30 protein-coding genes are annotated in these 24173 nt (G+C 59.3%); 18 read left to right on the forward strand and 12 right to left on the reverse strand.

Features of this window, described 5'->3' with window-relative positions; all coding sequences use genetic code 11:
* Window positions 1-66 precede the first annotated feature (66 nt).
* The gene (locus ACFWW4_RS04640; RefSeq protein ID WP_411889797.1) at window positions 67-618 is read left to right on the forward strand and encodes a ClbS/DfsB family four-helix bundle protein; all 552 of its coding nucleotides are present in this window, start codon (window positions 67-69) and stop codon (window positions 616-618) included.
* On the opposite strand, the gene ACFWW4_RS04645 is transcribed toward ACFWW4_RS04640, so the two are convergent.
* Complete coding sequence (locus tag ACFWW4_RS04645; RefSeq protein WP_411889798.1) at window positions 615-2465, reverse strand: cation:proton antiporter; 1851 nt, start codon at window positions 2463-2465, stop codon at window positions 615-617. The genes ACFWW4_RS04640 and ACFWW4_RS04645 overlap by 4 nt on opposite strands.
* Window positions 2455-3627 (reverse strand): deoxyguanosinetriphosphate triphosphohydrolase, encoded by a 1173-nt coding sequence (locus tag ACFWW4_RS04650; protein WP_411889799.1) that lies wholly within the window; start codon window positions 3625-3627, stop codon window positions 2455-2457. Before ACFWW4_RS04650 ends, ACFWW4_RS04645 begins: the two co-directional genes overlap by 11 nt.
* Before the next feature lie 75 nt (window positions 3628-3702).
* Here ACFWW4_RS04650 and ACFWW4_RS04655 point away from each other — a divergent pair, with 75 nt between their 5' ends.
* From ACFWW4_RS04655 to ACFWW4_RS04675, 5 genes are all read left to right on the forward strand, one after another.
* On the forward strand, window positions 3703-4029 hold the full coding sequence (locus ACFWW4_RS04655; RefSeq protein WP_411889800.1) for a HesB/IscA family protein: 327 nt from the start codon (window positions 3703-3705) through the stop codon (window positions 4027-4029).
* Window positions 4029-4532: a hypothetical protein gene (locus ACFWW4_RS04660; RefSeq protein WP_411889801.1), complete on the forward strand. Its 504-nt coding sequence runs from the start codon at window positions 4029-4031 to the stop codon at window positions 4530-4532. The genes ACFWW4_RS04655 and ACFWW4_RS04660 overlap by 1 nt, the downstream gene beginning before the upstream one ends.
* Before the next feature lie 62 nt (window positions 4533-4594).
* Entirely contained in the window at window positions 4595-4783 is a 189-nt protein-coding gene (locus ACFWW4_RS04665; RefSeq protein ID WP_411889802.1) for a hypothetical protein, read from the forward strand.
* Window positions 4784-4844: 61 nt separating this feature from the next.
* Window positions 4845-5645 (forward strand): exodeoxyribonuclease III, encoded by an 801-nt coding sequence (xth, locus tag ACFWW4_RS04670; RefSeq protein ID WP_411889803.1) that lies wholly within the window; start codon window positions 4845-4847, stop codon window positions 5643-5645.
* Window positions 5646-5710: 65 nt separating this feature from the next.
* The gene (locus ACFWW4_RS04675; RefSeq protein WP_411889804.1) at window positions 5711-6031 is read left to right on the forward strand and encodes a hypothetical protein; all 321 of its coding nucleotides are present in this window, start codon (window positions 5711-5713) and stop codon (window positions 6029-6031) included.
* A 12-nt stretch (window positions 6032-6043) separates the two neighbouring features.
* Here the strand turns inward: ACFWW4_RS04675 and ACFWW4_RS04680 are convergent, their stop codons facing one another.
* From ACFWW4_RS04680 to dksA, 3 genes are all read right to left on the reverse strand, one after another.
* Complete coding sequence (locus ACFWW4_RS04680) at window positions 6044-6208, reverse strand: hypothetical protein (RefSeq protein WP_411889805.1); 165 nt, start codon at window positions 6206-6208, stop codon at window positions 6044-6046.
* Between the two features lie 91 nt (window positions 6209-6299).
* Entirely contained in the window at window positions 6300-7484 is a 1185-nt protein-coding gene (locus ACFWW4_RS04685; RefSeq protein WP_411889806.1) for an FAD-dependent monooxygenase, read from the reverse strand.
* Window positions 7450-7872: an RNA polymerase-binding protein DksA gene (gene dksA, locus ACFWW4_RS04690; RefSeq protein ID WP_393929292.1), complete on the reverse strand. Its 423-nt coding sequence runs from the start codon at window positions 7870-7872 to the stop codon at window positions 7450-7452. The genes ACFWW4_RS04685 and dksA overlap by 35 nt, the downstream gene beginning before the upstream one ends.
* A 180-nt stretch (window positions 7873-8052) precedes the next feature.
* Here dksA and ACFWW4_RS04695 point away from each other — a divergent pair, with 180 nt between their 5' ends.
* Entirely contained in the window at window positions 8053-8892 is an 840-nt protein-coding gene (locus tag ACFWW4_RS04695) for an AAA family ATPase (RefSeq protein ID WP_411889807.1), read from the forward strand.
* Here the strand turns inward: ACFWW4_RS04695 and ACFWW4_RS04700 are convergent.
* Entirely contained in the window at window positions 8889-9215 is a 327-nt protein-coding gene (locus ACFWW4_RS04700; RefSeq protein WP_411889808.1) for a hypothetical protein, read from the reverse strand. The two genes, ACFWW4_RS04695 and ACFWW4_RS04700, sit on opposite strands and share 4 nt — an antisense overlap.
* A gap of 97 nt (window positions 9216-9312) precedes the next feature.
* On the opposite strand from ACFWW4_RS04700, the gene ACFWW4_RS04705 reads away from it, so the two are divergent.
* From ACFWW4_RS04705 to ACFWW4_RS04720, 4 genes are read left to right on the forward strand one after another with little or no spacing between them, the layout of a single operon-like run.
* The gene (locus ACFWW4_RS04705) at window positions 9313-9771 is read left to right on the forward strand and encodes an N-acetyltransferase family protein (RefSeq protein WP_411889809.1); all 459 of its coding nucleotides are present in this window, start codon (window positions 9313-9315) and stop codon (window positions 9769-9771) included.
* The gene (locus ACFWW4_RS04710) at window positions 9768-11114 is read left to right on the forward strand and encodes a DUF2927 domain-containing protein (RefSeq protein ID WP_411889810.1); all 1347 of its coding nucleotides are present in this window, start codon (window positions 9768-9770) and stop codon (window positions 11112-11114) included. The genes ACFWW4_RS04705 and ACFWW4_RS04710 overlap by 4 nt, the downstream gene beginning before the upstream one ends.
* Before the next feature lie 13 nt (window positions 11115-11127).
* Entirely contained in the window at window positions 11128-11298 is a 171-nt protein-coding gene (locus ACFWW4_RS04715; RefSeq protein WP_393929301.1) for a hypothetical protein, read from the forward strand.
* Window positions 11299-11303: 5 nt separating this feature from the next.
* Complete coding sequence (locus ACFWW4_RS04720) at window positions 11304-12491, forward strand: vWA domain-containing protein (RefSeq protein ID WP_411889811.1); 1188 nt, start codon at window positions 11304-11306, stop codon at window positions 12489-12491.
* On the opposite strand, the gene ACFWW4_RS04725 is transcribed toward ACFWW4_RS04720, so the two are convergent.
* Entirely contained in the window at window positions 12488-12730 is a 243-nt protein-coding gene (locus ACFWW4_RS04725) for a hypothetical protein (RefSeq protein WP_411889812.1), read from the reverse strand. The genes ACFWW4_RS04720 and ACFWW4_RS04725 overlap by 4 nt on opposite strands.
* Before the next feature lie 103 nt (window positions 12731-12833).
* Here ACFWW4_RS04725 and ACFWW4_RS04730 point away from each other — a divergent pair, with 103 nt between their 5' ends.
* Window positions 12834-13520: a M48 family metallopeptidase gene (locus ACFWW4_RS04730; protein WP_411889813.1), complete on the forward strand. Its 687-nt coding sequence runs from the start codon at window positions 12834-12836 to the stop codon at window positions 13518-13520.
* 5 nt (window positions 13521-13525) lie between these two features.
* Here ACFWW4_RS04730 and ACFWW4_RS04735 read toward each other — a convergent pair whose 3' ends face one another.
* From ACFWW4_RS04735 to ACFWW4_RS04745, 3 genes are read right to left on the reverse strand one after another with little or no spacing between them, the layout of a single operon-like run.
* A complete protein-coding gene (locus tag ACFWW4_RS04735; protein ID WP_411889814.1) occupies window positions 13526-14068 on the reverse strand; it encodes an RSP_2648 family PIN domain-containing protein in 543 nt (180 codons plus the stop codon).
* Entirely contained in the window at window positions 14065-15264 is a 1200-nt protein-coding gene (locus tag ACFWW4_RS04740) for an RSP_2647 family RNA methyltransferase (protein ID WP_411889815.1), read from the reverse strand. The genes ACFWW4_RS04735 and ACFWW4_RS04740 overlap by 4 nt, the downstream gene beginning before the upstream one ends.
* Window positions 15265-15307: 43 nt before the next feature.
* Window positions 15308-15862 carry a DUF6778 family protein gene (locus tag ACFWW4_RS04745; RefSeq protein ID WP_411889816.1) on the reverse strand — a complete coding sequence of 185 codons (555 nt, stop codon included), beginning with the start codon at window positions 15860-15862 and terminating at the stop codon, window positions 15308-15310.
* Between the two features lie 173 nt (window positions 15863-16035).
* Here ACFWW4_RS04745 and edd point away from each other — a divergent pair, with 173 nt between their 5' ends.
* The gene (edd, locus tag ACFWW4_RS04750; RefSeq protein ID WP_411889817.1) at window positions 16036-17841 is read left to right on the forward strand and encodes a phosphogluconate dehydratase; all 1806 of its coding nucleotides are present in this window, start codon (window positions 16036-16038) and stop codon (window positions 17839-17841) included.
* A 51-nt stretch (window positions 17842-17892) separates the two neighbouring features.
* Entirely contained in the window at window positions 17893-18534 is a 642-nt protein-coding gene (gene eda / locus ACFWW4_RS04755) for a bifunctional 4-hydroxy-2-oxoglutarate aldolase/2-dehydro-3-deoxy-phosphogluconate aldolase (protein WP_411889818.1), read from the forward strand.
* Window positions 18535-18549: 15 nt separating this feature from the next.
* Here eda and ACFWW4_RS04760 read toward each other — a convergent pair whose 3' ends face one another.
* Both ACFWW4_RS04760 and ACFWW4_RS04765 read right to left on the reverse strand, forming a co-directional pair.
* Window positions 18550-18828 carry a hypothetical protein gene (locus ACFWW4_RS04760; protein WP_411889819.1) on the reverse strand — a complete coding sequence of 93 codons (279 nt, stop codon included), beginning with the start codon at window positions 18826-18828 and terminating at the stop codon, window positions 18550-18552.
* On the reverse strand, window positions 18809-21586 hold the full coding sequence (locus ACFWW4_RS04765) for a glutamine-synthetase adenylyltransferase (protein WP_411889820.1): 2778 nt from the start codon (window positions 21584-21586) through the stop codon (window positions 18809-18811). Before ACFWW4_RS04765 ends, ACFWW4_RS04760 begins: the two co-directional genes overlap by 20 nt.
* Before the next feature lie 78 nt (window positions 21587-21664).
* Here ACFWW4_RS04765 and ACFWW4_RS04770 point away from each other — a divergent pair, with 78 nt between their 5' ends.
* The 4 genes from ACFWW4_RS04770 (at window position 21665) to ACFWW4_RS04785 (ending at window position 24129) form a co-directional block, all read left to right on the forward strand.
* A complete protein-coding gene (locus tag ACFWW4_RS04770; protein WP_411889821.1) occupies window positions 21665-22138 on the forward strand; it encodes a YbaK/EbsC family protein in 474 nt (157 codons plus the stop codon).
* Window positions 22139-22250: 112 nt separating this feature from the next.
* A complete protein-coding gene (locus tag ACFWW4_RS04775; RefSeq protein WP_393929325.1) occupies window positions 22251-22694 on the forward strand; it encodes a DUF2852 domain-containing protein in 444 nt (147 codons plus the stop codon).
* A gap of 55 nt (window positions 22695-22749) precedes the next feature.
* Entirely contained in the window at window positions 22750-23214 is a 465-nt protein-coding gene (locus tag ACFWW4_RS04780) for a DUF2852 domain-containing protein (RefSeq protein WP_411889822.1), read from the forward strand.
* Window positions 23215-23322: 108 nt separating this feature from the next.
* A complete protein-coding gene (locus ACFWW4_RS04785; protein WP_393929329.1) occupies window positions 23323-24129 on the forward strand; it encodes an arginyltransferase in 807 nt (268 codons plus the stop codon).
* Window positions 24130-24173: the final 44 nt, after the last annotated feature.

Below are 24173 nucleotides of genomic sequence, written 5' to 3' on the forward strand. Positions count from 1 at the left end.
TGGCCATCTGATGGGTTGGTTCCATGTATCACCGGGGGCGCAGGCGTCAATCATTGACGGTGATCAATGCGCTTCACCGCATCTGGGATTAAGTCCAAGGAAGAACCGAACCCGGAGAAGCCGATGCCCGCCGCCACCAATAAATCAGACCTGATCGCCGTCACCGAAAAAGAATACGCCAAACTAACCAAATTGCTCGATACCGTCGATCCGGACACAGCAACTGAAAAGACAAATGATACGTCGATAAAAGATGTGGTCGGTCATCGCGCCCATTGGATCGACCTGTTTCTAGGATGGTATCGGGATGGTCAGGCGGATACGCAGGTGCATTTTCCGGCTGAAGGTTACAAATGGAATGAACTCAACCGGTACAACGCTGATCTGAGGGCGCGTCAGGCCGATCTTGGCTGGGACGATGCCAAGGCGTTGCTGGACAAGAATGCAATAGCCTTGCTGCAATTCATGCAGGATCACAGCGATGATGAACTCTATGGCGGCCCCATGAAGGGCGCGAACAACAACTGGACGACAGGCCGCTGGGCCGAGGCCGCAGGACCCAGCCACTACCGCTCTGCCGCCAAGTACATCCGCGGCATATTGCGTCAAAAGCCTTAGCTGGCGTCGGCGGGCGGCTGATCGCCGTCGTCAACACCTGGCGGGCGCAGCGTAATGATCCGCACGTCAGGCGCACCGTTAACCTCTTCGTCCTTGCGGATCAGCGTGATCGTCCCGCTCGCCGAAATGCGCGCAACTAGATGCGCGTCAGGACGTTTCGCGCGCCAATCCTCGAACCTGTATTCCTCGGTCAGGCGGGTCACGCGGAAGGTCCAGCCATCGCGGATCAGACGCTCAAGCCCGGCATGGGTTTCTTCAGGACCAAACTTGCGTCCGCCCAATGTGCGCGGCAGCTGGTGGCGCATGCTTTCGGTCTTTTCGCGCTTGATCTGAAAGACGTTATCGCGCCCGAATTCCGGGGCAAGGTCGGTTGTGACCAGCGTGTTGTAAGCATCATTATCCGTCGCAGCCACCAAGGTGGCATAACTGACCAGTTCCAACCGCTGCTCCGCCGCCTCTGACAGGATATCGCCGGAAAACGTGTCGATGCCTGCAGCGCGCGCCGAACGCAGATGACCGAAATTTGGATCGGTCATCAGCACCGGTATCTCGGCCTTTTTCAATGCTTCGGCAAATGCCGTTGTCCACGGTGATCCGCCGATGATGACGACGCCCGGCGTATCTGCCCCAGTCAGGCCCAACCAGCGGGCAAAGGGCGCCAGCGTAAAGCCGTGCACGACAACGGTGACGGAAACCAACACAAAAGCCAGCGGCCCAATCAGCGCGGCATCTTCAAAACCCAGATTGAGCAACCGATCACCAAAGAGGCCTGCGACAGCGACCAGAACGACACCGCGTGGCCCCGTCAGCGCCACAAGAAGCTGCTCCTTGTAGGGCACGCCCGAGCCCAGCAGCGACACCAAAACCGTCAATGGCCTTGCCACCAGCACAACCAGCAAGACAAACCCCAGCGCCCACCAGTCCAGTTTGCCCAAGGCGGCGAAATCCAGACCGGCAGCTAGCAGGATAAATACACCGGACACCAACAGAACGGTTGCATGTTCCTTGAACCGGCGCAGTTCCTCGTAACTTGGCAGATTAGAATTGGCGATGACGATCCCCATGATTGTCACGGCCAACAGACCACTTTCATGCAGAACGGAATCCGACAGACCAAAGACTGCGAGCAAAAGCGCAAACAGAACCGGCACTTTCATATATTCGGGCACCCAGCCCCGTTTGAACGCCCGGGCTAGCCCGACGCCACCGGCCACACCCAGCACTGTGGCGACCGTGATCCCTGTGAGCAGCGCGATGATCGCCTCGTTAACTGTGGTGGCCGTGTTCAAAACCAGCACGACCTCAAAAGCCAGCACCGCTGCCAATGCACCGATGGGATCATTGACGATCGCCTCCCATTGCAGCAGTGCCGCAGGGCGCTTCGCCAGCCGGGCCGTTCGAAGCAGCGGCGCAATAACCGTTGGCCCCGTCACGATCATGATGCCACCAAAAACAGCGGCGCTTTCCCAACTCAGCCCGGCCGCATAATGCAAGGCCAGCGTGGATGTCAGCCAGCCCAAGGGCGCGCCGATAAAGACCAGTCTTTTGACGCCAATAGCCGCATCTTGAAGCTTGTGAAAATTCAGGGTCAGACCGCCCTCGAACAGGATGATGGCAACCGCGATGGCAATGATCGGCTGCAATAGCGGCCCGAAATCGCGGGCGGGATCAAACACACCGGCCACCGGACCAATCAGGATGCCCGCGACCAGCATAAGGACAATGGCAGGCATCCGCAGCCGCCAGGCCAGCCACTGCGACCCGACCCCTAACGCGCCGACAAGGGCAAACGCCACCACCGGCGCCATCGCATCTGCGGGCAACCCGCTTGCACCTTCAATTGCCATCGATCACCCCCGCTGGAATTACTTCACCGCCAATCAGGCGTTTATGTTCTTGTATCGCAAACCGGTCCGTCATGCCCGCGATGTAGTCCGCGACGATCCGGGCCAATGTGGTTTCATCCGGCGCATCGGCCACGTCCTTGCGCCACTGCTTTGGCAATTCATCGGCATTTTCCAGAAAGAACGGAAACAGATCATTGATCATTTGTGTCACCACCCCGCGCATTTCCACAACTGCCGGGGCACGGTACATGCGCTCGAACAGGAACTGACGGATAACTTTCAAGTCGGTCCAAAGTTCCGGAGAAAATTGCACCATCATCCGACCGGCATGACGAATATCGTGAACCGAGGTTGGTGAGAGTTCCGCCAGATTGCGTTGACTGACGGTAATCACATCCTCGACCAGCACGCCAAAGAACCGGCGCAGCGCCTCGTGACGGCGGCGATAATAGTTCAGACCGGGGTATTTCGCATCGACACGGGCAAAGCAGTCACACAGGATCGGAAGTGCAGCCAGATCATCCGTACTGAACAATTCCGCGCGAAGACCATCGTGCAAGTCATGGTTATTATAGGCAATATCATCGGCCAGTGCGGCTGCCTGTGCCTCTGCACTGGCATGAGTATGCAGTTCCAGATCGTGACGCGCGTCGTAGGCCGCCAGTGCATAGGGAATATCGCCCGTGACAGGCCCGTTATGTTTGGCAATGCCTTCCAGCGTTTCCCATGTCAGGTTCAGGCCATCCCATTCGGCATAATGCCGTTCCAGATTGGTGACGATATGCAGGGCCTGCGCATTGTGATCAAAACCGCCATAAGGCTGCATCAGCGCATTCAGCGCCTCTTCTCCGGTGTGACCAAACGGCGTGTGCCCCAGATCATGGGCCAAGGCGACAGCCTCGGTCAGTTCGACATTCAGGTCCAGTGCTGCAGCCACGGTGCGCGCCACCTGCGCCACCTCGATCGAATGGGTCAGACGGGTACGGAAATAATCGCCCTCATGTTCGATAAACACCTGCGTCTTGTGCTTCAGACGCCGAAACGCGCTGGAATGGATGATCCGGTCACGATCCCGCTGATAGGGCGAGCGAAAGGCGCTCTCTTCCTCTGCGTATAGCCGCCCCCGCGGGTTCGCCGGGTCGGTCGCATATGGCGCTGCCATGTGATTTGCCTGTCTTGTTCGTCTTGCCTGCAATCCTTATATTGGAAGCAATCAGAAACTGATAGGTCGCAAACCATGCTGACGATCCCACCCAAAGTGACATCGCGGGCCTTTGAACGCCTCGCCGAAATCGGCGCCTCCGCGCAGGGCAAGGCACTGCGCGTCGCGGTGGAAGGCGGCGGATGTTCCGGTTTCCAGTATGAAATCGACCTCGATGAACCAAAAGACGATGATCTGGTCCTGTCCGAACATGGTGAAACTGTCGTGATCGATAGCGTCTCCCTGCCCTTCCTTGCCGATGCCGTGATCGATTTCAGCGAGGAACTGATCGGCGCACGCTTCGTCATCAACAACCCCAATGCGACGTCATCCTGTGGCTGTGGCACATCGTTCTCGATGTAATGCATGACAATGCAAGGTTGGCCGCGCTGATCCTTGATCAGATCAACGGCAACCACGACATGGCCGTCGACGAGGCGGAATTCGTCGGATTGCTGAAAACCGCACTGGAAGACGGGCAATCGCGCCTGGATTTGCGCGACCGGTTGATCGAAGGGGCACGCGACAGCAATGAGGTCACGCTGACCGACATCATTGACGTGATTTCGCAAAGCCTGTCAGACGAAATTCGCGATCTGAGCGAGGAGGTGTCAGAGATGGAAAATGATCTTTTGCCAAGCAGACTGGCACTGGGCAGCATGGTCGGCCTTGTTCTGGGTACGTTGGTCACCCTCGCCTACGGGGCCAGCGACCCGATCACTTCAGCAGGGTTGATCGGAGCACTCGCGGCGGCCACGCTGGCGGTGACCCATTATCGCAAGCGCACATTCCGCAAGATATCCGCGCTGCGGGTGGAGCGGACAAATTATGAAAACTTCCGCAGACTTTTGCATGACATAAAATAATATGTTAATGCTGAGCCTGTAGGGATCAGTCAGAAAGAATGGTAAGTCAGATGCAAGACGTGATGATCATAACATCGGCCGAATGGGTATTGCTGGCATTGGCGACTGTGGCACTGATCCATGGTGCGGTGATCTGTATGAATTTGCGCAAGAATTTGTCGCGGGCAGAGGCGCGGCAAGGCTTTCAGGGACTGTCCGGGGCATTGTCTGACGTTCACAGGCGCGCTGGGCGGAAAACGCCAGAATCTTGACCTGATCGCTTGTGCATTGCTGCCTGGTGCGGCAATTATTCCCCTACGTTAGGGGACTTTCATGAAAATCGCGACATTCAACATCAATGGCGTCAAGGCCCGGATCGGTGCGTTGACCGACTGGATCGATGAGGCCCAGCCGGATGTGGCCATCCTGCAGGAAATCAAATCCGTTGATGACGGCTTCCCCCGCGATATTTTCGAAGACAAGGGATACAACGTCGAAACCCACGGTCAAAAAGGGTTCAACGGCGTCGCGATCCTGTCCAAACTCCCGCTCGAGGACGTGACGCGCGGCTTGCCCGGCGCCAAAGGTGCCGGTCGTGAAGGCGCTGACGACGAAGAGGCGCGCTATATCGAAGCAACCGTTGTGGGCGACAAGGCGGTCCGCATCTGCGGGCTCTACCTCCCCAATGGGAACCCCGCGCCGGGTCCGAAATATGATTATAAACTGCTCTGGATGGAACGTCTTTACGATCGTGCGCAGGAACTGCTGGCGTCCGAACAGCCCGCGCTGATGGCAGGCGACTACAACGTTATTCCACAGGCCGAAGACGCGGCGCGCCCCGATGCGTGGCGCGATGACGCCTTGTTCCGTCCCGAAAGCCGTGCCGCATTCCGGCGGATCCAAAACCTTGGGTTTACAGAAGCCTTCCGCACACGCGAGGCTGGTGCGGGCCATTATTCATTCTGGGATTATCAGGCCGGTGCCTGGGACAAGAACGACGGCATCCGTATCGATCATTTCCTGCTCACCCCGCAATGCGCCGATCTGCTGAACAGTTGCTGGATCGAAGCAGAGGTGCGCGGCCGTGAAAAGCCGTCTGATCATGTCCCCGTCTGGGTTGACCTCGCCGCGTGAAATCGCGGAAAATGACGGGAACGATATTCCGCGTGGGAACGTTAGCGACAAAAGGAGGTATGACAATGTTCAAAAGACTGATCATTGCGACATGTCTTATCGCCGCTTTGCCCGCCATCGCAACTGCACAATGCCGCATCGCCGTTGCAGGAACGGCCTGCGTTGCAATTCCGCAGCCCCTCACCCCCAAACCGGGACCGGTTGAGATTGGTCAGACACTGGAACGCGGTCAGTACTCCATGCTGATGAATGCCCGCTATTACGGTCTGCCCACGGTCAGTGACGGCTGGGTCTACATGCGGATCGAGGACGAGATTTACCGCGTGGATTGGCTTAGCCACAAGGTGCTGGAACGGGTCACCCATATGGCCAGCCGCAACTGGTAAAACCCACATCGCCTAGCGAAAGACACCGGTGGACGGGCGTTCGACAATCGTACGCTGCACGGCCTGAGATTCAGCACCAAATGCCCCGCTTGTCACCTCCGGCGTGGATGTAGTGTCGCATGCGGCCAGAAACGCAACGGCGATAATGATCAGAATAACAACAACAAGAGTACGCAATGGACCATCCTTTCAATAGGGTTCGAAAGGATAACGGCTCAGGCCACTGATTTATTCTCCTCTATGGCATGTATTTTAACCGGCTCCGCAATCAGGCCGTGACATCGTGGTCATAAAGCCAGCTCAGCCGGCCCAAAAAGGCGTTCGGCGCGACCTTGCCCATTGTCGACAGCGCAGCATGGGCCACCCGCCGTTTGATACCTGTCAGATGATAGTTGCGCGCATTGGTATTGGCGGCCCCAATCGCCCGCACCACACGGTCACGCCGGGCGTTCTGATAGGCACGCAAGGCCGCATTCAGCGACGCGCTTTCATCACAACACCGCGCCAGAACATAGGCATCCTCAATCGCAAGATTGGCCCCTTGCGCCAGAAACGGCAGCGTCGGATGGGCCGCATCCCCCAATATTGCAATGTTGCCCGCATGCCATTTGGCCGCGACGGAATGCCGGAACAGGCCCCAAAGCTTCACATCATCAACCGCGCCAAGGATCGACTTTATCTCCCAACCGGCATCGGCAAAGGCGGCGCGCAGGTTACCCGGATCATCAAAATGGTTCCAGCCTTCATCCGCCCACTGGCTGCGCTCTTGCACTGCGACAATGTTCAGCCGGTCGTTGGTCAGCGGATAGGTCACCATGTGACGCCCTGGCAGCATCCAGACGCGGGCAATCGGCTCTGCCTGCGGCTGCCGGATCATCGCGCGCCACGCGACCTGACCGGTGAAAAACGGTGTTTCAGGCGTGTTAATCCGGCCACGGACCACGGATTTCAGACCATCGGCCCCCACCGTCAGATCAGGGCGAATGATATCATCGCCAACCTCAAACGACCCGTCAGCGTTCAGGTTCTCAATCCGGGCCCCCAGCCTGACAACGATACCCTGCGCGGCACAGGCCCGCGCCAACAGATCAATCAGGGCGGCCCGATGAAAAAAACGATATGGGGGATCTTGCGAGGCCAGATCAAAGCGGGCAATTTCCCGGCCCGTCACCCCATCCATAGGCACCACAGCCTTGGCTCGCAAACCAATCGCCGCCATGGCCCCTGCCAGATCAAGACTGGCCAAGGCGCGCGCACCATTTGGGGTAATCTGCAGACCGGCCCCAACCTCTGTCAGGGCCGAGGCTTGTTCGTAAACCGTGACATTCGCGTCCACGCGGGCAAAGGCAAGTGCTGCTGTGAGGCCACCAATGCCGCCGCCGATGATTGCAATGTCGCGGCCTGCGTTGTGGGTCACATCAGTCGTCGCGGTGGACTTTTTCGCGCCGCTCATGGCGCTCTTGCGCCTCAAGGCTCATGGTCGCAATCGGACGTGCATCCAGACGCTTCAAAGAGATCGGTTCGCCTGTGATTTCGCAATACCCATATTCGCCTTCGTCAATGCGGCGCAGGGCGGCGTCGATTTTGTTGACAAGTTTGCGCTGACGGTCGCGGGTCCGGAGTTCAAGCGCACGATCCGTTTCTTCAGAGGCGCGGTCGGCCACATCGGGAATATTGCGGGTTTGATCTTTCATGCCAGCGACGGTGTCGCGGCTGTCTTCAAGAATTTCTGCTTTCCAATTTTGAAGTTTGCGGCGAAAATACTCTGTCTGGCGTTCGTTCATGAACGGTTCGCTTTCTGCGGGGCGATAATCTTCTGGCAGAAAAACTTCGGCTTTCATCGTCATAACCCTTCATCTCCTACGCAGCTTCGGACCACCCATCCCGTGCCACGTTCCATAATTTGTGGCGGGTTTACTCCCTTGCTTGGCGGCTGTCACCCCCTCATTTCCCATACCGGCAAGGTGTTGATGATCCGTGATGAACTGCTAGGTTGTCGGCAATCAACGAAGGTTAAAAATATGCTCTTTACAGGCACCGACTCTTACGTCGCCACTGATGATTTGACCATGGCGGTGAACGCTGCGGTGACTCTGGAACGTCCATTGCTCGTTAAAGGCGAGCCCGGGACTGGCAAGACCGAATTGGCTCGCCAGGTCAGCACGGCACTTGGCCTGCCAATGATCGAATGGCATATCAAATCGACGACCAAGGCACAGCAGGGTCTTTACGAATATGACGCCGTTAGCCGGCTGCGTGACAGCCAGCTTGGCGATGCTCGCGTTCAGGATGTGGCCAACTATATCAAGAAGGGCAAGCTGTGGCAGGCTTTCGCCGCCGATGGCAAGGTCGTGCTGCTGATTGATGAGGTCGACAAAGCCGATATCGAGTTTCCAAATGACCTGCTGCAAGAACTCGATCGGATGGAATTTCACGTCTACGAAACCGGCGAAACGATCAAGGCGGTCCACCGCCCAATCGTCATCATCACGTCAAATAATGAAAAAGAACTACCAGACGCCTTCCTGCGCCGCTGCTTTTTCCACTACATCCGCTTTCCGGATATGGACACGATGCGCCAGATTGTCGCCGTCCATCACCCCGGCATCAAGGAGGCGCTGCTGACAACCGCCCTCACCCAGTTCTACGAGATTCGCGAGACCGCAGGTCTGAAGAAAAAGCCATCCACCTCAGAGGTATTGGATTGGCTGAAACTGCTTCTGGCCGAGGATCTGAACCCCGAAGACCTGAAACGCAACGGCGCCAACGCCCTGCCCAAACTCCACGGGGCGCTGTTGAAAAACGAACAGGACGTGCATCTGTTTGAACGCTTGGCCTTCATGGCGCGCAGAGGTGGCTAACCGCCCCTGCGCACATTGCCGTGCCAATCTTCAATTATCCTATCCGACGCAGGCATCAGAGCCGGTGCCGTGGATTGGCCCGTATCACCTGCCGCGCCGATCAGGATGCCAATGCCCAACAATGCGATAGTCCAAAACACAGTCAACGGCCAACGGCGATCCACTTCACCGACATTGCAGCGCTCAAGCGTCATGTGATTTTGCATACTCATCTCCATCTTTCGGTTTGTGACTGCAATTGTGATAAGCACGTTAAACACATTCTCAAAACGAATGTTTTTGCAAATTAACATCACATATTTTGATATACCGCGCCGATGCAACCATCACGCATTCATGTGATCGTCCGCCCACTCAAATGCACTGGTCAACAAGGCAAAGCAGTCTATGGTCGACAGAAACCCGAATAGAGCAGCAAGAATGACAACGACCTCGCACACCATCATCCGCCCGTTGACGGCAGGCGACCGCGCGGCTTGGGAAACCCTTTGGCGCGCGTATCTGACGTTTTATCGCACCAGCGTCGGACAAGATGTCTTTGAAAGCACGTTCGCCCGCCTATTGGGCAATGATGATCATGATTTCAACGCCTTGATCGCCGAACAGAACGGCACGCCCGTCGGGCTGGTCCATTTCCTGTTTCACCGCCATTGCTGGCGGATCGAAAATGTCTGCTATCTGCAGGATCTTTACGCCGATCCGTCGGTGCGCGGCACAGGTGTCGGGCGTCAATTGATCGAGGCTGTGTATGACGCCGCCGACAAGGCTGACGCGCCCAGCGTCTATTGGCTGACCCAAGACGATAATGCTGCAGGACGCCGATTGTATGACCGCGTCGGCCAGCTGACCAATTTCATCAAATATCAGAGGCCCGCATGAGGTGGTTGGCGCTAGCGGCCGTGGCCTTGAGCACGGCCTGCACACCGGTGCCCGATGGCCCCGACCCGATCCGGCTGACCTTCCCGGAAATGCGCAGCTTTGCGGCAACCAGCCCCGGCCCATCCACCAGACCAAACTCCGAAATCGCCCTTGATTTCATGGATCTGGCCTTTCGCATGGAAAGCGGACGCCAACTGCCCACATTCACCCGGTTCGAAGAGCCGATTACCGTTCGGCTCGTCGGCCCCGTCGGTCCTTCCGTTCCACAAGACCTCGCCGGTGTTCTGGACCGGCTGCGCAAGGAAGCGCGCATCGATATCCGCATGACCGATGCCGAGGACGCCAACATCATCATCGAACCGGTGCCGACGCGCACATTGCAACGTGTCGCACCCAACGCTGCCTGTTTTGTCGTCCCTCGCGTGGGCAGTTGGCGCGAACTGCGCGCAGCGCGGGGCACCGCGACCATCGACTGGGCCACACTGCAACGGCGCGACCGTGCTGCCATCTTCTTGCCAGCCGACGCCGCACCACAGGAAATCCGCGACTGCCTGCACGAGGAACTGGCGCAGGCGCTTGGTCCATTAAATGATCTCTACCGCCTGCCGGATTCGATCTTCAACGATGACAACATCCACGCTGTGCTTACCGGGTTTGATATGCTGATCCTGCGCGCCTACTACGCCCCGGAATTGCAAAACGGGATGACCGAACGGCAAGTCGCCGAACGCCTGCCGCGCATTCTGGCCCGGATCAATCCACGCGGTGAACGCAGAGGCGGGCAAATTCCCAGCGGTACGTCACGGGCCTGGATCGATTCCATCGAAACCGCATTGAGCGGCGGCAATTCCGATATCAGACGCAGGCGGGCGGCGCTGCGCGCGGTTAGTATCGGGCAGCAACTGGGCTGGACCGGCCCACGTGAAGGGTTCGCCAACTACGCCTATGGCCGCCTGCAACTGGGCAATGACAGCACCCTCGCCCTCGGGGCCTTCAACACCGCCGGGCGGGCCTATCGGCAAAGTGCCGTCACCAACATCCATTCCGCCCATATCTCGGTCCAACTGGCCGCCTTCACGCTGATCTCCGGCGATCCGGATGCGACCATCGCAATCACGGATGAGGCGATCCCAGTTGCCCGTCGCCACCAGAACGCCGCGCTGCTGTCGCTGTTGATGATGTTCAAAGCCGAAGCACTGGATATGAAAGGCGATACCGAGGCCGGCATGACCCTGCGACTGGACAGTCTGGGTTGGGCACAGTACGGGTTCGGCAGCCGGGACGAGGTGATTGACCGGTTGAACGAAATCGCCTCTCTGGTGCCGCAGACGCCACCAAGCTGACAAGGGACATGTCATGATCTATCCCCTCGCCGGACTGATATTCGGGGCATTATTCGGGGCCTTCCGGGCCAAGGCACGCGGCGGCAAAACAGCCGACCTGCTGCAATGGGGTGCAGCATTCGCCATGATCTTTGGCGTTGTCGGTCTGTTCGTGCTGATCTTCATCGAACGCAGCTATTACTGAATCCGATGTTCCTGCCCTTCTTCGACAATCTGCGCAAATCCGGGGTTCCGGTCTCGTTGCGCGAATTTCTGTCCTTCCTCGAAGGGATGAAGGCCGGGCTGGCCACCTACGATGTCGAAGCCTTCTATTTTCTGGCCCGCACCATCATGGTCAAGGATGAACGGCATCTCGACAAATTCGACCGTGCCTTCGCTGCCACTTTCGAGGGGCTTGACGCGATCCCGGCCGAAGCGGTGCTGAACGCGGTCGATATTCCCGCCGACTGGCTGGAGAAGCTGGCCGAAAAGCACCTGACCGACGCCGAAAAGGCCGAGATTGAAGCGCTCGGCGGCTTCGACAAGCTGATGGAAACACTCAAGAAACGGCTCGAAGAACAAAAAGGTCGCCATCAGGGCGGCAACAAATGGGTCGGCACTGCTGGCACGTCGCCCTTCGGCGCTTATGGCTACAACCCCGAGGGCGTGCGGATCGGCCAGAATGAAAGCCGCCACCAGCGCGCGGTCAAGGTCTGGGACAAGCGCGAATTCCGCAACCTCGACGACACCGTCGAACTGGGCACCCGCAATATCAAGGTCGCCCTGAAACGGCTGCGCAAATGGGCGCGTGATGGTGCGGCCGAAGAACTCGACCTCAACGGCACGATCCGCGCCACCGCCGAACATGGCTATCTTGATGTGCAGACCCGGCCCGAACGGCGCAACGCGGTCAAGGTGCTGCTCTTCCTCGATATCGGCGGATCAATGGACCCGCATGTAAAAGTGGTCGAAGAACTGTTCAGCGCCGCGAAATCCGAATTCAAACATTTCGAACATTTCTATTTCCACAACTGCCTTTACGAAGGTGTCTGGAAGGACAACCGGCGCCGTTGGAACGCCCAGACCCCGACATGGGAGGTTCTGCGCACCTACGGTCCCGACTACAAATGCATCTTTGTCGGTGACGCCAGCATGTCGCCCTACGAAATCGCGTTCAAGGGCGGGGCGAACGAACACTGGAACGAAGAATCAGGCGAGGTCTGGTTGACCCGCGCCCGTGACCAGTGGCCCAGCCACCTATGGATCAACCCGCTGGAAGAACGCTATTGGCCCTACACGCAATCAATCCAGATGATCCAGCAGATCTTTGGCCCTGACCGCATGGTGCCGATGACGCTGTCAGGGATCGAGGCGGGTATGAAAACCTTGGGGCGCTAGCGCCAGGTCGTTGGGTCACCTTCCACGGCACAACCCAATGGGGGCAACTGCTCCGCAAAATTCTCTTTCAGTTTCCCACAACCCCAATCCTGCACAAAGCCAGGGACTGAACTGTTCAACCGGATCCCGATGTCATCATATGGGGACTCTATGTTGGTGACGTAGCGATAGTAGACAAAGCTGAACGGACCCAACAGGACCAGCAGAACAAGAATGAGATATGTAACGGCTTTTTTCACTTTCAGCTCCTTGACGGCAACGCCCCCGTGCTTTGATCGTCAATTGCGCGTGATGCGTCAATCCGCACTTTGAAATCAGCGATTTCAGACACATATTACGCTTATGATCAAACTCTTGCCCATTCTGCTTGCTGTCCTCTACGGCCTTGCCATGTACCGTTTTTCGGTCTGGCGGACGGCACGCGAACTTGATGCAAACTCGACCGAACTGGCTGACCCGATCCTCAAGCACATCACCGACCGGATGGCCCAAGCGTTGGAGATCGACCGGATCAAGGTCCACATCTACGAAATCGAACCCGTCAACGGGCTTGCCGCCCCGGACGGGCGGATATTCATCACCCGCGGTTTCTTCAACAAATACCGCCAGGGTCAGGTCACATCCGAAGAAATGGCAAGCGTCATCGCGCATGAACTGGGGCACGTCGCCCTGGGCCATTCACGCCGCCGCATGATCGATTTCTCCGGCCAGAACGCCATGCGCACCGCACTCGCCATGATCCTCGGTCGGTTTATCCCATTTATCGGTCCATGGATCGCGGGGGTTCTGATGAGCCTGCTTGCCGCGCGCCTCTCGCGCAGCGACGAATTTGAGGCTGACGCATACGCATCCGCCCTGCTGGTCAAAGCCGGGATCGGGACTGGCCCACAGAAATCGCTCTTCACGAAGCTGGAAAAGTTGACTGGCGCGCGTGGTGCGGCGGTCCCCGCCTGGATGATGAGCCACCCCAAAACCCAGCAACGCATCGCCGCAATTGAGGCGAACGAGGCGAAATGGGCCGCAGGCTAACCCGCTTACCGCACCAGCGCCTTACCAAACCGGGGCAACCGCGCCTTTTTCATGAGCGGCCGCATCTCCAAAGTACTGCCCGATAACCTGTTCGCTTCCGTCAGCACCGCCTCAGCCACACCGCTGACCTGATCCGGGGCCTCCTCCAGCAACCCGCGCAGGAACGCATCGGGATCAGCGCGAAACACCCCCTCCTCGGCCAGGATATTACCCGGAAAATCCTTCGCATTGGTCGTCAGGATCCCATCGCAGGACCCCGCAATCGCTGCTGCCAGCACATGAACATCATCCGCGTCCGGCAACCACAACCGGCGCATCAGCCCGTCATGTGGGGGCACAATCGCATCCGGAAACTTCGCCTTCAGCGCGGCCACTTCACCACGGGCGAACACCCCCTGCTCCGGCCCCAGCTTGGCCGCCGCCAGCGCCCATTCCTCCAAGATCCGCTCTGACCAGCGCGGCTCGAACAACCCTTCCTTGGCGCATCCCAACACGACTTCACGCATCACGGTGGGATACAGGACGCAGGCGTCAATCAGCATCCTCATAGACGATAAAACACCGCCTTGAGGTATCCGCTTTCCGCCAGATGCGGCATCAGCGGATGATCCGGCCCGGCAAACCCGGTGTGAATGATCTGGCCCCGCCGCCCGGCCCGCCCGATCCCGCGCGAACACGCATTGCGGAACTTAGTCAGATCAGCCGCATGTGAACAGGAACAAAGCCCCAGATACCCACCGTCCGCCACCAGCGGCGCGGCCAGCCGTGCCACCCGCTCATACGCCCGCAATCCCGCATCCAGCGCCTGCCGCGACGGGGCAAAGGCTGGCGGATCACAAATGACTACATCGAACGTCGCCCCTTCGTCGGCAAGGGCGGTCAGGACATCAAACGCATCCCCCTTGCGGGTCTCGAACCGGTCCGTCACACCCATCCGGGTTGCGCCATCCTCCGCCAAAGCCAGCGCCGGGGCCGAACCATCAACCGCCAGAACCGACTTGGCCCCGGCCGCCAATGCGGCCAATCCAAACCCGCCCACATGGCTGAACACATCCAGCACGCGGGCATCCTTGGCCAAACCGGCCGCAAACGCGTGATTTGCCCGCTGATCAAAGAACAACCCTGTCTTCTGGCCACCCATCAGATCGGCCATATATATCGCACCATTCATCGGCACAGGAACCGGGCCTTCCGGGGGGATGCCACGCATGACTTCCATCCGGTCTTCCAACCCCTCCAACCCCCGCGCGCGGCCCGTGCCATTAAGAATAACCGAGGTCACTCCGGTAACAGACATCAACGCATCTACCAGCGGTGTAATCAAAACATCCGCCCAAGCCGCATTCGGCTGCACCACGGCGATGTCACCGAAACGGTCCACAATGACACCGGGCAATCCATCCGCCTCTGCATGGATCAACCGATAGAACGGCTGATCATAAAGGCGCGCGCGATGGGCCAAAGCGCGCGCAAACCGCACCGCGAACCAGGCCTCATCAATATCAGCATGCGGATTGCGGTCCAACATCCGGCAGATGATCTTGGACGCCGGATTGACCGCCACGACCCCCAACGGACTGCGCCCGGAATCCTCCAGCACCGCCACGGTTCCGGCAGCAAGACCACGGGTCCGGCGGTCGGTCACCAGTTCATTGGCATAGACCCAGGGAAATCCATGCCGGATGGCACGGACCTCTGCCTTGGGTGTCAGACGGACAGTGGGGCGGTTTTTTGTAGTATTCATGACCGCCCTCCTACGCGCAAACGCATTGCGTGGGAAGTAGCGGTCAGAGCAATTCGCGCCGCAGCACCGCTGTCAGAAAGTCAGTGACACGGACCTTCTGTGTCTGGCCAGAAACCTCCAGCCGCGCTGCCTGTGCCCCGCCGGGCGCATCCAGATTGGCGACAACCCGGCGGGTCGGCTCAATCACCTGCCCGGTTGCCGCATCACGGACCGTCATCAGGAACACGATGTTGTAAACACCCCCCACTGAAAAACGGGTGCGGTCTGTCACACCATGAAATCGCACCAGTTGCACATCAACCGCTACCGGCTGGCGTCCACGCAAAACCGGTTTGTTACGCTCCATAGCGGTTTCGAACATGGCCGCGATCTGCGGTATACGCGGCCCTCTGGGATCACCGCGCCAGACAACATCCGCCAGCGGATAGTAGCCTTCATTCTCAGAAACCGACAAATCGGATGCAGCGGAAAACCTGAAATCGGCAATCGCATAGGATCGTACGATCCCTTCAGGCGCAGACCGGGCGACGCCAATAGGCCCAGCAGCACAGGCCGTCAGCGTGACGAGAAACAGAAAAATACTGAGCAGTCTGCGCATCAACATTCAAGACCTCGAACGATAAGGATCAGTCACCGGGCTGCTAAAACAGCTCAATGGCATCATTATGGCAGGGCCTCTTATAGAGAGGTCGGCACGAACGACGCCATATCACAACTTGTTAGCGCTAACGGCATGTGTTAGAATGGCACCAAAGCTTCCCAGAGGAAATCATGCCGATCAAACCGACAATCGCTGCGGTTACCGACCGCATTCGCGCCCGTTCAGAAGGTCCGCGCCGCAAGTATCTTGACACCATGGCCCGCGCTGCCGCCGACGGCCCACGCCGGGCGCATCTGACCTGCGGGAACCAGGCCCACGCCTATGCGGCCATGGGCGATGACAAGGCCGCGCTGACCGATGGCCCCAACCCGAACCTGGGGATCATCACCGCCTATAACGACATGCTGTCGGCGCATCAGCCATTCGAACGCTACCCCGATCTGATCCGCGCCGCCGCCCGGGCCGCTGGCGGCACAGCACAAGTGGCTGGCGGCGTGCCCGCCATGTGTGATGGCGTGACACAAGGCCAGACAGGCATGGAATTGTCACTCTTCTCACGCGATGTCATCGCGCTCGCCGCTGGCGTGGGGCTGTCTCACAACGTCTTTGACGCGGCCATCTATCTTGGCGTCTGCGACAAGATCGTCCCTGGTCTGGTTATCGCGGCAGCCACATTCGGCTACATTCCGGGCATCTTCGTGCCTGCGGGTCCAATGACATCCGGTCTGCCCAACGATGAGAAATCCAAAGTGCGCCAGCAATTTGCCACCGGCGAAGTCGGTCGCGACAAACTGATGGAGGCTGAAATGGCCTCTTATCACGGTCCGGGCACCTGCACATTCTACGGGACCGCCAACACCAACCAGATGCTGATGGAATTCATGGGGCTGCATTTGCCCGGCGCGTCTTTCGTCAACCCAGGCACCCCTCTGCGCGAGGCTCTGACGACCGAGGCGACCAAACGCGCGCTCGCGATCACAGCCCTTGGCAACCAGTACACACCGGTCTGTGACATCCTCGATGAAAAGGCGTTTGTGAACGGGCTTGTCGGCCTGATGGCGACCGGCGGCTCGACCAATCTGGTCATCCACCTGCCCGCCATGGCCCGCGCCGCCGGGATCATCCTCGATCTGGAGGATTTCAGCGACCTGTCAGCGGTCACCCCGCTCATGGCCAAGGTCTATCCAAACGGTCTGGCGGACGTGAACCATTTCCACGCGGCAGGCGGTTTGCAATTCATGATCAGCAACCTGCTCGAGGCCGGGCTTCTGCATGAGAACGTCAAGACCGTCGCCGGTGATGGTCTGGACCTTTATACTCAGGAACCGCAGATAAAGGATGGTGCCTTTCAATACCGCGAAGGCCCCAAGCATAGCCATAATGAAAAAATCCTGCGCCCTTGCGGCGACCCTTTCCATGCCAGCGGCGGCCTTACCCAACTGGCTGGCAATCTCGGACGCGGCGTGATCAAAACCTCTGCTGTCGCACCTGAACGGCACATCATCGAAGCGCCCGCGCGGGTCTTTCATTCACAAGACGATGTCAAAGCGGCCTTCAAAGCAGGCGAATTCACCTCGGATACGGTCATCGTCGTGCGCTACCAGGGGCCCAAATCAAACGGCATGCCCGAACTGCACGGGCTGACGCCCACCTTGGCCGTGCTTCAGGACCGCGGCCTCAAGGTGGCGCTCGTCACCGATGGGCGTATGTCCGGCGCATCCGGCAAGGTGCCTTCGGCGATCCATGTCTGCCCCGAAGCAGCCGATGACGGCCCTATCAGCCTGCTGCGCGACGGCGATATCGTGCGGCTCGACGCCACCAAAGGAAGCATCGACGTGCTTGATGTCGACCTCAGCACGCGCACACCAGCCGCCGCCGATCTGACCGGCAATGGCACCGGCGTGGGCCGCGAACTGTTCGAAGCATTCCGCAAAAATGTGGGGCTTGCCGCCGATGGCGCGGGTGTTGTCGTCTAGGCGATAAAGCCTTTTTACTCCGCAAAGCTACCGATTTTGAAAGACCTAAACATGACCCCACAAGACGCCTCCGCCGCAGCCGCCAAAGTCTGTCTGCTGGCCCCCGTTATCCCCGTACTCGTTATTGATGATGCAGACACAGCCGCAGATCTTGCCAAGGCACTGGTGGCCGGTGGCCTCCCTGCCCTCGAAGTCACATTGCGGACGCCCTCAGCGCTCGACGCGATCCGCGAAATGGCCACTGTAAAGGGCGGCGTTGTGGGGGCGGGCACACTGCTCACCCCCAAAGATGTGGAAGCCGCCAAGGCGGCAGGCGCCACCTTCGGCGTCTCACCAGGGGCAACCGGCATCTTGCTCGACGCCTGCGAGGCCAACGACCTGCCACTCCTGCCCGGTGCCGCCACCGCGACCGAGGCGATGCGCCTGCTGGAACGTGGCTATACCGTGCAAAAATTCTTTCCGGCAGAGGCGAATGGCGGCGCACCTGCGCTCAAGGCCATCGGCGCACCGATCCCCCAGGTCAAATTTTGCCCCACAGGCGGGGTCAGCCTGAAAAATGCCAATGATTACCTATCGCTCGGCAACACTCTTTGTGTCGGCGGGTCGTGGGTTGCGCCGAAAGACAAGGTTGAGGCCAAAGACTGGGCCGGGATCACCGCACTGGCGGCTGAGGCCGCAGCCTTGCCACGATAACCGCGCCGTCCCGGATTAACTCCGGGTCGGGTCCACCCGGGCGGAACGCCCACCACGCCTGCGCGGCGATGGTGCATCCTTCAACGCCGCCAAAAGCGTCTGTGTCATGGGGTGATCCATCGGCTGATCGGCATATTGCACCAACAACCCCTGCACCTGATCGCGCGTGTCCAGATCACCAGGCACACCCAGCGCCCAATCAAGAAATATCGTGCGGCATTCACCGCTGCTGATGCCGTCGATGCGATAGGCCTCGCGGATCAACCCTTTGGGATCATGCGGATCCTTTTGCATCACCTGTCCCCAACTTGCGGCTGATCACCTCATCCGCCGCTGTTGCTGCCGCAACCATTGCATCACTCAAGGCATCCATATCCTCAAACCCCGTCTCACGCAGGATAAACCGTCGCCCACCTTCACCCAGTGCATCCGGGTCCAGCGAACTGCCCGTCAGCAACCGTGACGCCGCCTGCACACGCCACAAAAGCCCGGCGGCATGCCCAACCGCGCGCGCATCAGCGTCGGACAACCAACCATCTGCGACACCGGCAGCCAGTTGCGCAGCTGCGTCACGCGCGGCACTGCCTGTGCGCAGGGCGCAGGCTTGTGAAAACAGTTCGGTATCCTGCAACCGGCCCGGGCCAATCTTGGCATCCCAGCCCCCCTGTGGCGGCTTGGCTCCCGCAATCCGCGCCCGCATTTCGGCGACATCCGACAGAACAGACGCCCCCTGCCCTTTCCCCGTCAAAAGCGGCACGCGAAACGCCTCGATCTCATCAGCAATTTCCGCGCTCCCCGCCACCGCGCGGGCCCGGGTCAATGCCAGATGCTCCCATGTCCAGGCCTCATTCTGCTGATACTCCCGAAACGCCCCAAGCGATGTCGCAACCGGCCCTTGCCGGCCAGAAGGCCGCAAACGCATATCCACCTCGTAAAGACGCCCTTCGGCCATGGGCACGCTCAATGCGGTGACCAATGCCTGCGTCAGGCGGGAATAATACGCACGCGTCGCCAAAGGACGCCTGCCATCAGAAGCCTCCACACCATCCGCGTCATAAATGACGATCAGATCAAGGTCAGACACCGCATTCAGTCGCGCAGCCCCCAGCGATCCCATCCCCAGCACCACCGCCCCCCGACCCGGCAGGTCGCCATGCTTACGCGCGAACTCCGCCACGATCACCGGCCAAAGCCCCGCAACAACAGCCTCCGCCAATTCGGCATATTGCTGGCCGCTTACATCGGCATCAATCAACCCGCGCAGATGATGCACGCCAATGCGGAAATGCCACTCTTTGGCCCAGCGGCGGGCCGCGATCAGTTGGGTCTCGTAATCATCCGATGTCGCCAGTACCCCTGCCAACCCCTCGGCCAGCCCCAGCAAACCCGGCCACGGATCAAAGAACGCACCGCCAATCACCGCATCCAGCACGCCGGAATTGCGTGACAGATATTGCGCCAGTGCGGGGGCCGTCGCCGCGATATCAACGATTAGCTGGGTCAGCTGCGGGTTCGCCTCAAACAACGAAAACAGCTGCACACCGGCAGGCAACCCCGCCAAGAACCCATCAAACTGCGACAGCGCTTCATCCGGGCGGGCCGCATCCTGCAACCGCTCCATGATCGTCGGGATCAGACGTTCGAATATCTCGGTCGCCCGCGACGACCGCAAGGCCGGATAGCTATGCCAGCGCGCCACCACATCGCGCCCCCAATCGGACGTGACAGGGGCCGCCGGTTCCGGCGCAAAAAACCCTTCGGTCAGGTCATGCACCTCTTCCAGCCGCTCTGCCAGTTCCTGCCGCAACCCCGCGACATCGCGGCCCATGAAGGCCGCCAGCCGGTCAAACCCGGCGGCATCATTGGGCAAATGATGGGTCTGCGCATCGCCCACCATCTGCAAACGATGCTCCACCTCGCGGTGAAAACGGTAATGATCATAAAGCGTATCAGCCGCGTCCTGCGGCACCCAATCCGCATCCGCCAAACGCTGCAACCCATCCCGCGTGCCACGCACGCGCAATGACGGATCACGGCCACCGGCAATCAACTGACGGGTCTGGGTAAAGAACTCGATCTCGCGAATCCCCCCGCGCCCCAGCTTCATGTTGTGACCTTCCAGAACGAGCGGCCCATGCAGCCCCTTGTGGTCACGAATGCGCAACCGCATGTCATGGGCATCCTGAATGGCCGCAAAATCCAGATGCTTGCGCCACACAAACGGGCGCAGCGTCTTCAAAAACCCCTCGCCCGCCGCAATATCACCGGCACAGGGACGCGCCTTGATATAGGCGGCACGCTCCCATGTTCGGCCCACGCTTTCGTAATAGCGCTCCGCCGCCTCCATCGACAGACACACCGGCGTGACGGACGCATCCGGGCGCAACCGCAAATCGGTGCGGAACACATAGCCGCCCGCCGCGACGTCCGACAGGATCGCCGCCATACGGCGGGTCGCGCGAATGAACGCCGCGCGGGCATCATGGTAATCCTCCGGGTCAAACCGGGTTTCATCAAACAGACAGATCAGATCAATATCCGACGAATAATTCAGCTCGCCCGCGCCCATCTTGCCCATGGCCAGCGCGGTCATGCCCCCCGCCGTCGCAGCATCCTGATCACCCGGCAGCTTGCCCCGGGCAATCTCCGCCCCGACAAGGGCCACCAGACAGGCATGCACAGCCGCATCGGCAAAATCCGTCAACACCTGCGTGACCGTCTCCAACGGCCAGGCACCAGCCAGATCGGCCAGCGCGGCAATCAGGGCAATACGGCGCTTGGCCTGCCGCAAAGCAACCGGCAACTGATCCAGCGCAATACCCGGAATGTCCGCCAATAGCATCGCAACCGCACCTTCAGGATCGTCCAGCGCCCCAGGCAGCCACTCCGCCTCTGACGCGATCAGCCCTGCCAGATACGGGCTGCACCCCGCCGTCCCGCCGATCAACGGGGCCAACGCGGCATCCAGCCCCGGCACAGCCGCAACCGCATCCGCACCACGGTCGGGCTCATAAGGGTCAGGACACCGGGTCAGGCGGGCTGCAATCGACATGCGCCAACACTGCGGCGGTCAGGCACTCTGGTCAATCACATGCGGCGCGTTAGGATGCCCAAAAAAGGAAACATGATCATGAGCAAGAGCCTGAAACGGGTGGCACAAGCCCTGCGCGATGCCGGGCTCGATATAGCCCCCATTGAAATGGGCGCCGAAACCCGGACAGCCCAGCAAGCCGCCGACGCCGCGGGTTGCCATCTGGATCAGATCGCGAAATCGATCATCTTCGCCGGACAGACATCAGGCAAGGCGATCCTGTTCATCACCGCAGGCGGCAATCAGGTCGATCACGCCAAGGCGGCAGCCATCGCCGGCGAACCACTGGGCAAGGCCGACGCGGCCCTGATCCGGGCACAAACCGGCTTTGCCATTGGCGGCGTGGCCCCGGTCGGCCATCTCAACCCGATCAGGGCGTTCATCGACCCCCGCCTGCTGGAATTCAAAGAGATTTTCGCCGCCGCAGGCACCCCACGACACATCTTTCCTATCAATCCCGAAAAACTGGTCAAGATTTCGACAGCGCAACCTGCTGATTTCACTACTGTTTAACCGTTTATGTAAAAAACATTCACATTAACACTTGAACAGGGGCACCCGGTTTCCGATATCTATTCATGTGAAAGGCATTCACATCAACCCGAACAGACAAGGAGCTGACCCCATGAACACCGCCACCACCCATTCCCCGATGGCTATGAATGACCATCGCCCTGGGTTTTTCGCCCGCGCCGAGGCCTGGCTTGATGAGCGTGGCAAGGGCGCCTGGATTGCCGCGATGGTCTTGGGCTTCATCTTCTTCTGGCCCATCGGCCTCGCCCTTCTTGCCTACATGATCTGGAGCAAACGCATGTTCAACAAATCCTGCACCGGGATGACCCGGACCCGCGCCCGTCACATGACCAAATCTTCCGGCAACAGCGCATTCGACGCCTACAAGGCCGAAACCCTGCGTCGCCTTGAAGAAGAACAGGACAAGTTCGAGGATTTCCTCAAACGGCTGCGCGAAGCCAAGGACAAGGCCGAGTTCGACCAGTTCATGAATGACCGGGCACAAGCGTCCGACAAATCCAAAGACGCAAACGATGACGGCCTCGCCCAAGCCTGACCCACAAAGGGCCCCGCAAACCGGGGCCCTTTTCTTATTTCAAGGAGACACATAAATGACCAGCATCGATATAAACGCACAGCACCAACCTACCGCCAGGCAAACCGACATGCCGGTCGCTGTGCAGGTGCTTTCCACCCTGCTTTTTGGTGTTTTTGGTATCCTTGCGGTGATTTTTGCGTTCAACGCATCGCTTGTGGGCGGGATCATCGTGGCTGTCGTGATCGGCTGGCGCGGCGGCTTTGCGCCCGGCTATTGGGGCAATGGCCCGGCGCTCCCCTCAGCCGAAACACTGATGTCGCTCGCGCCAGAGGCGCAGCACCGTAGCAGCGGCAATGCCAGTTTTGACGCCTACCGGACCGACACCCTGCAGCGGCTCGAGAAAGAACAGACCAGTTTCGAGAATTTTCTGGGGCGTCTGCGCGCGGCCAAGGACAAATCCGAATTTGACGATTTTCTGGATCAACGCGCCCGCCGGATTGAGGATGATCGCCAGGATTGGCTGCAAAAAGACGGCTAAGACCGGGCTCAAATGGCACAAGCCTGAGGCGTTAACCGCCTGTTAAGTAAGGGGCTTGGCGTAAGCGGGATCGGTTGTTAAAGTTTCCAAAATCAATCGGACCCGCATATGCGCCATACGCTGCCCATCGCACCACAATTCTATGTGACGGCCCCCCAGCCGTGCCCCTATCTTGAGGGCCGGATGGAGCGCAAGCTGTTCACGGCATTGCAGGGCGATGCTGCAACAAAACTGAATGATTCTCTTTCAAAACAAGGGTTTCGGCGCTCGCAAAATGTGCTTTACCGGCCGTCTTGCGCCGAATGCTCGGCCTGTATGTCGGCCCGGATCGACGTTTCACTATTTTCGCCCAGCCGCAGCCAAAGGCGCGTTCAAAAACGCGCGAGCCACCTGAAACGGCGCGCGACATCGCCCTGGGCCACAGAAGAGCAATACGCGCTTTTCCGCCAATATCTGGATGGGCGGCACGCCACCGGCGGTATGGCCGACATGGATATCTTTGAATTTGCGGCCATGGTCGAGGAAACACCGATCCGATCGCGGCTCATCGAATACGAAGCAGATGAAGCGCTCAGCGCGGTCTGCCTGACCGACATCCTCGATGACGGCCTTTCGATGGTTTATTCCTTCTTTGATCCGGCGCTCGACAGGCTGTCACTCGGCACCTATGTCATCCTCGACCATATCGCCATCGCCCGGGATCTCGGCCTGCCATATGTCTATCTGGGCTACTGGGTCCCGGGCAGCCCCAAGATGGGTTACAAAGCCAAATTCAAAGGGCTGGAGGTCTACAATAACGGGACCTGGGAACTGCTACAGGACCCGTCGCAATACGGTGCCGATGTTCATCCGCTCTCCAACGATCCGATCGCAGAACAGGTCGCGCGGATCAGCCTGCCCGAAGGGCGCAGCTAAAGCGAAATCCCAAAAATCTGAATCCGATTCTTGATTTCAAGACA

Origin of the sequence: Yoonia sp. SDW83-1 (genome assembly GCF_046762885.1) — a bacterium.
Taxonomy (GTDB): Bacteria; Pseudomonadota; Alphaproteobacteria; order Rhodobacterales; family Rhodobacteraceae; genus Yoonia.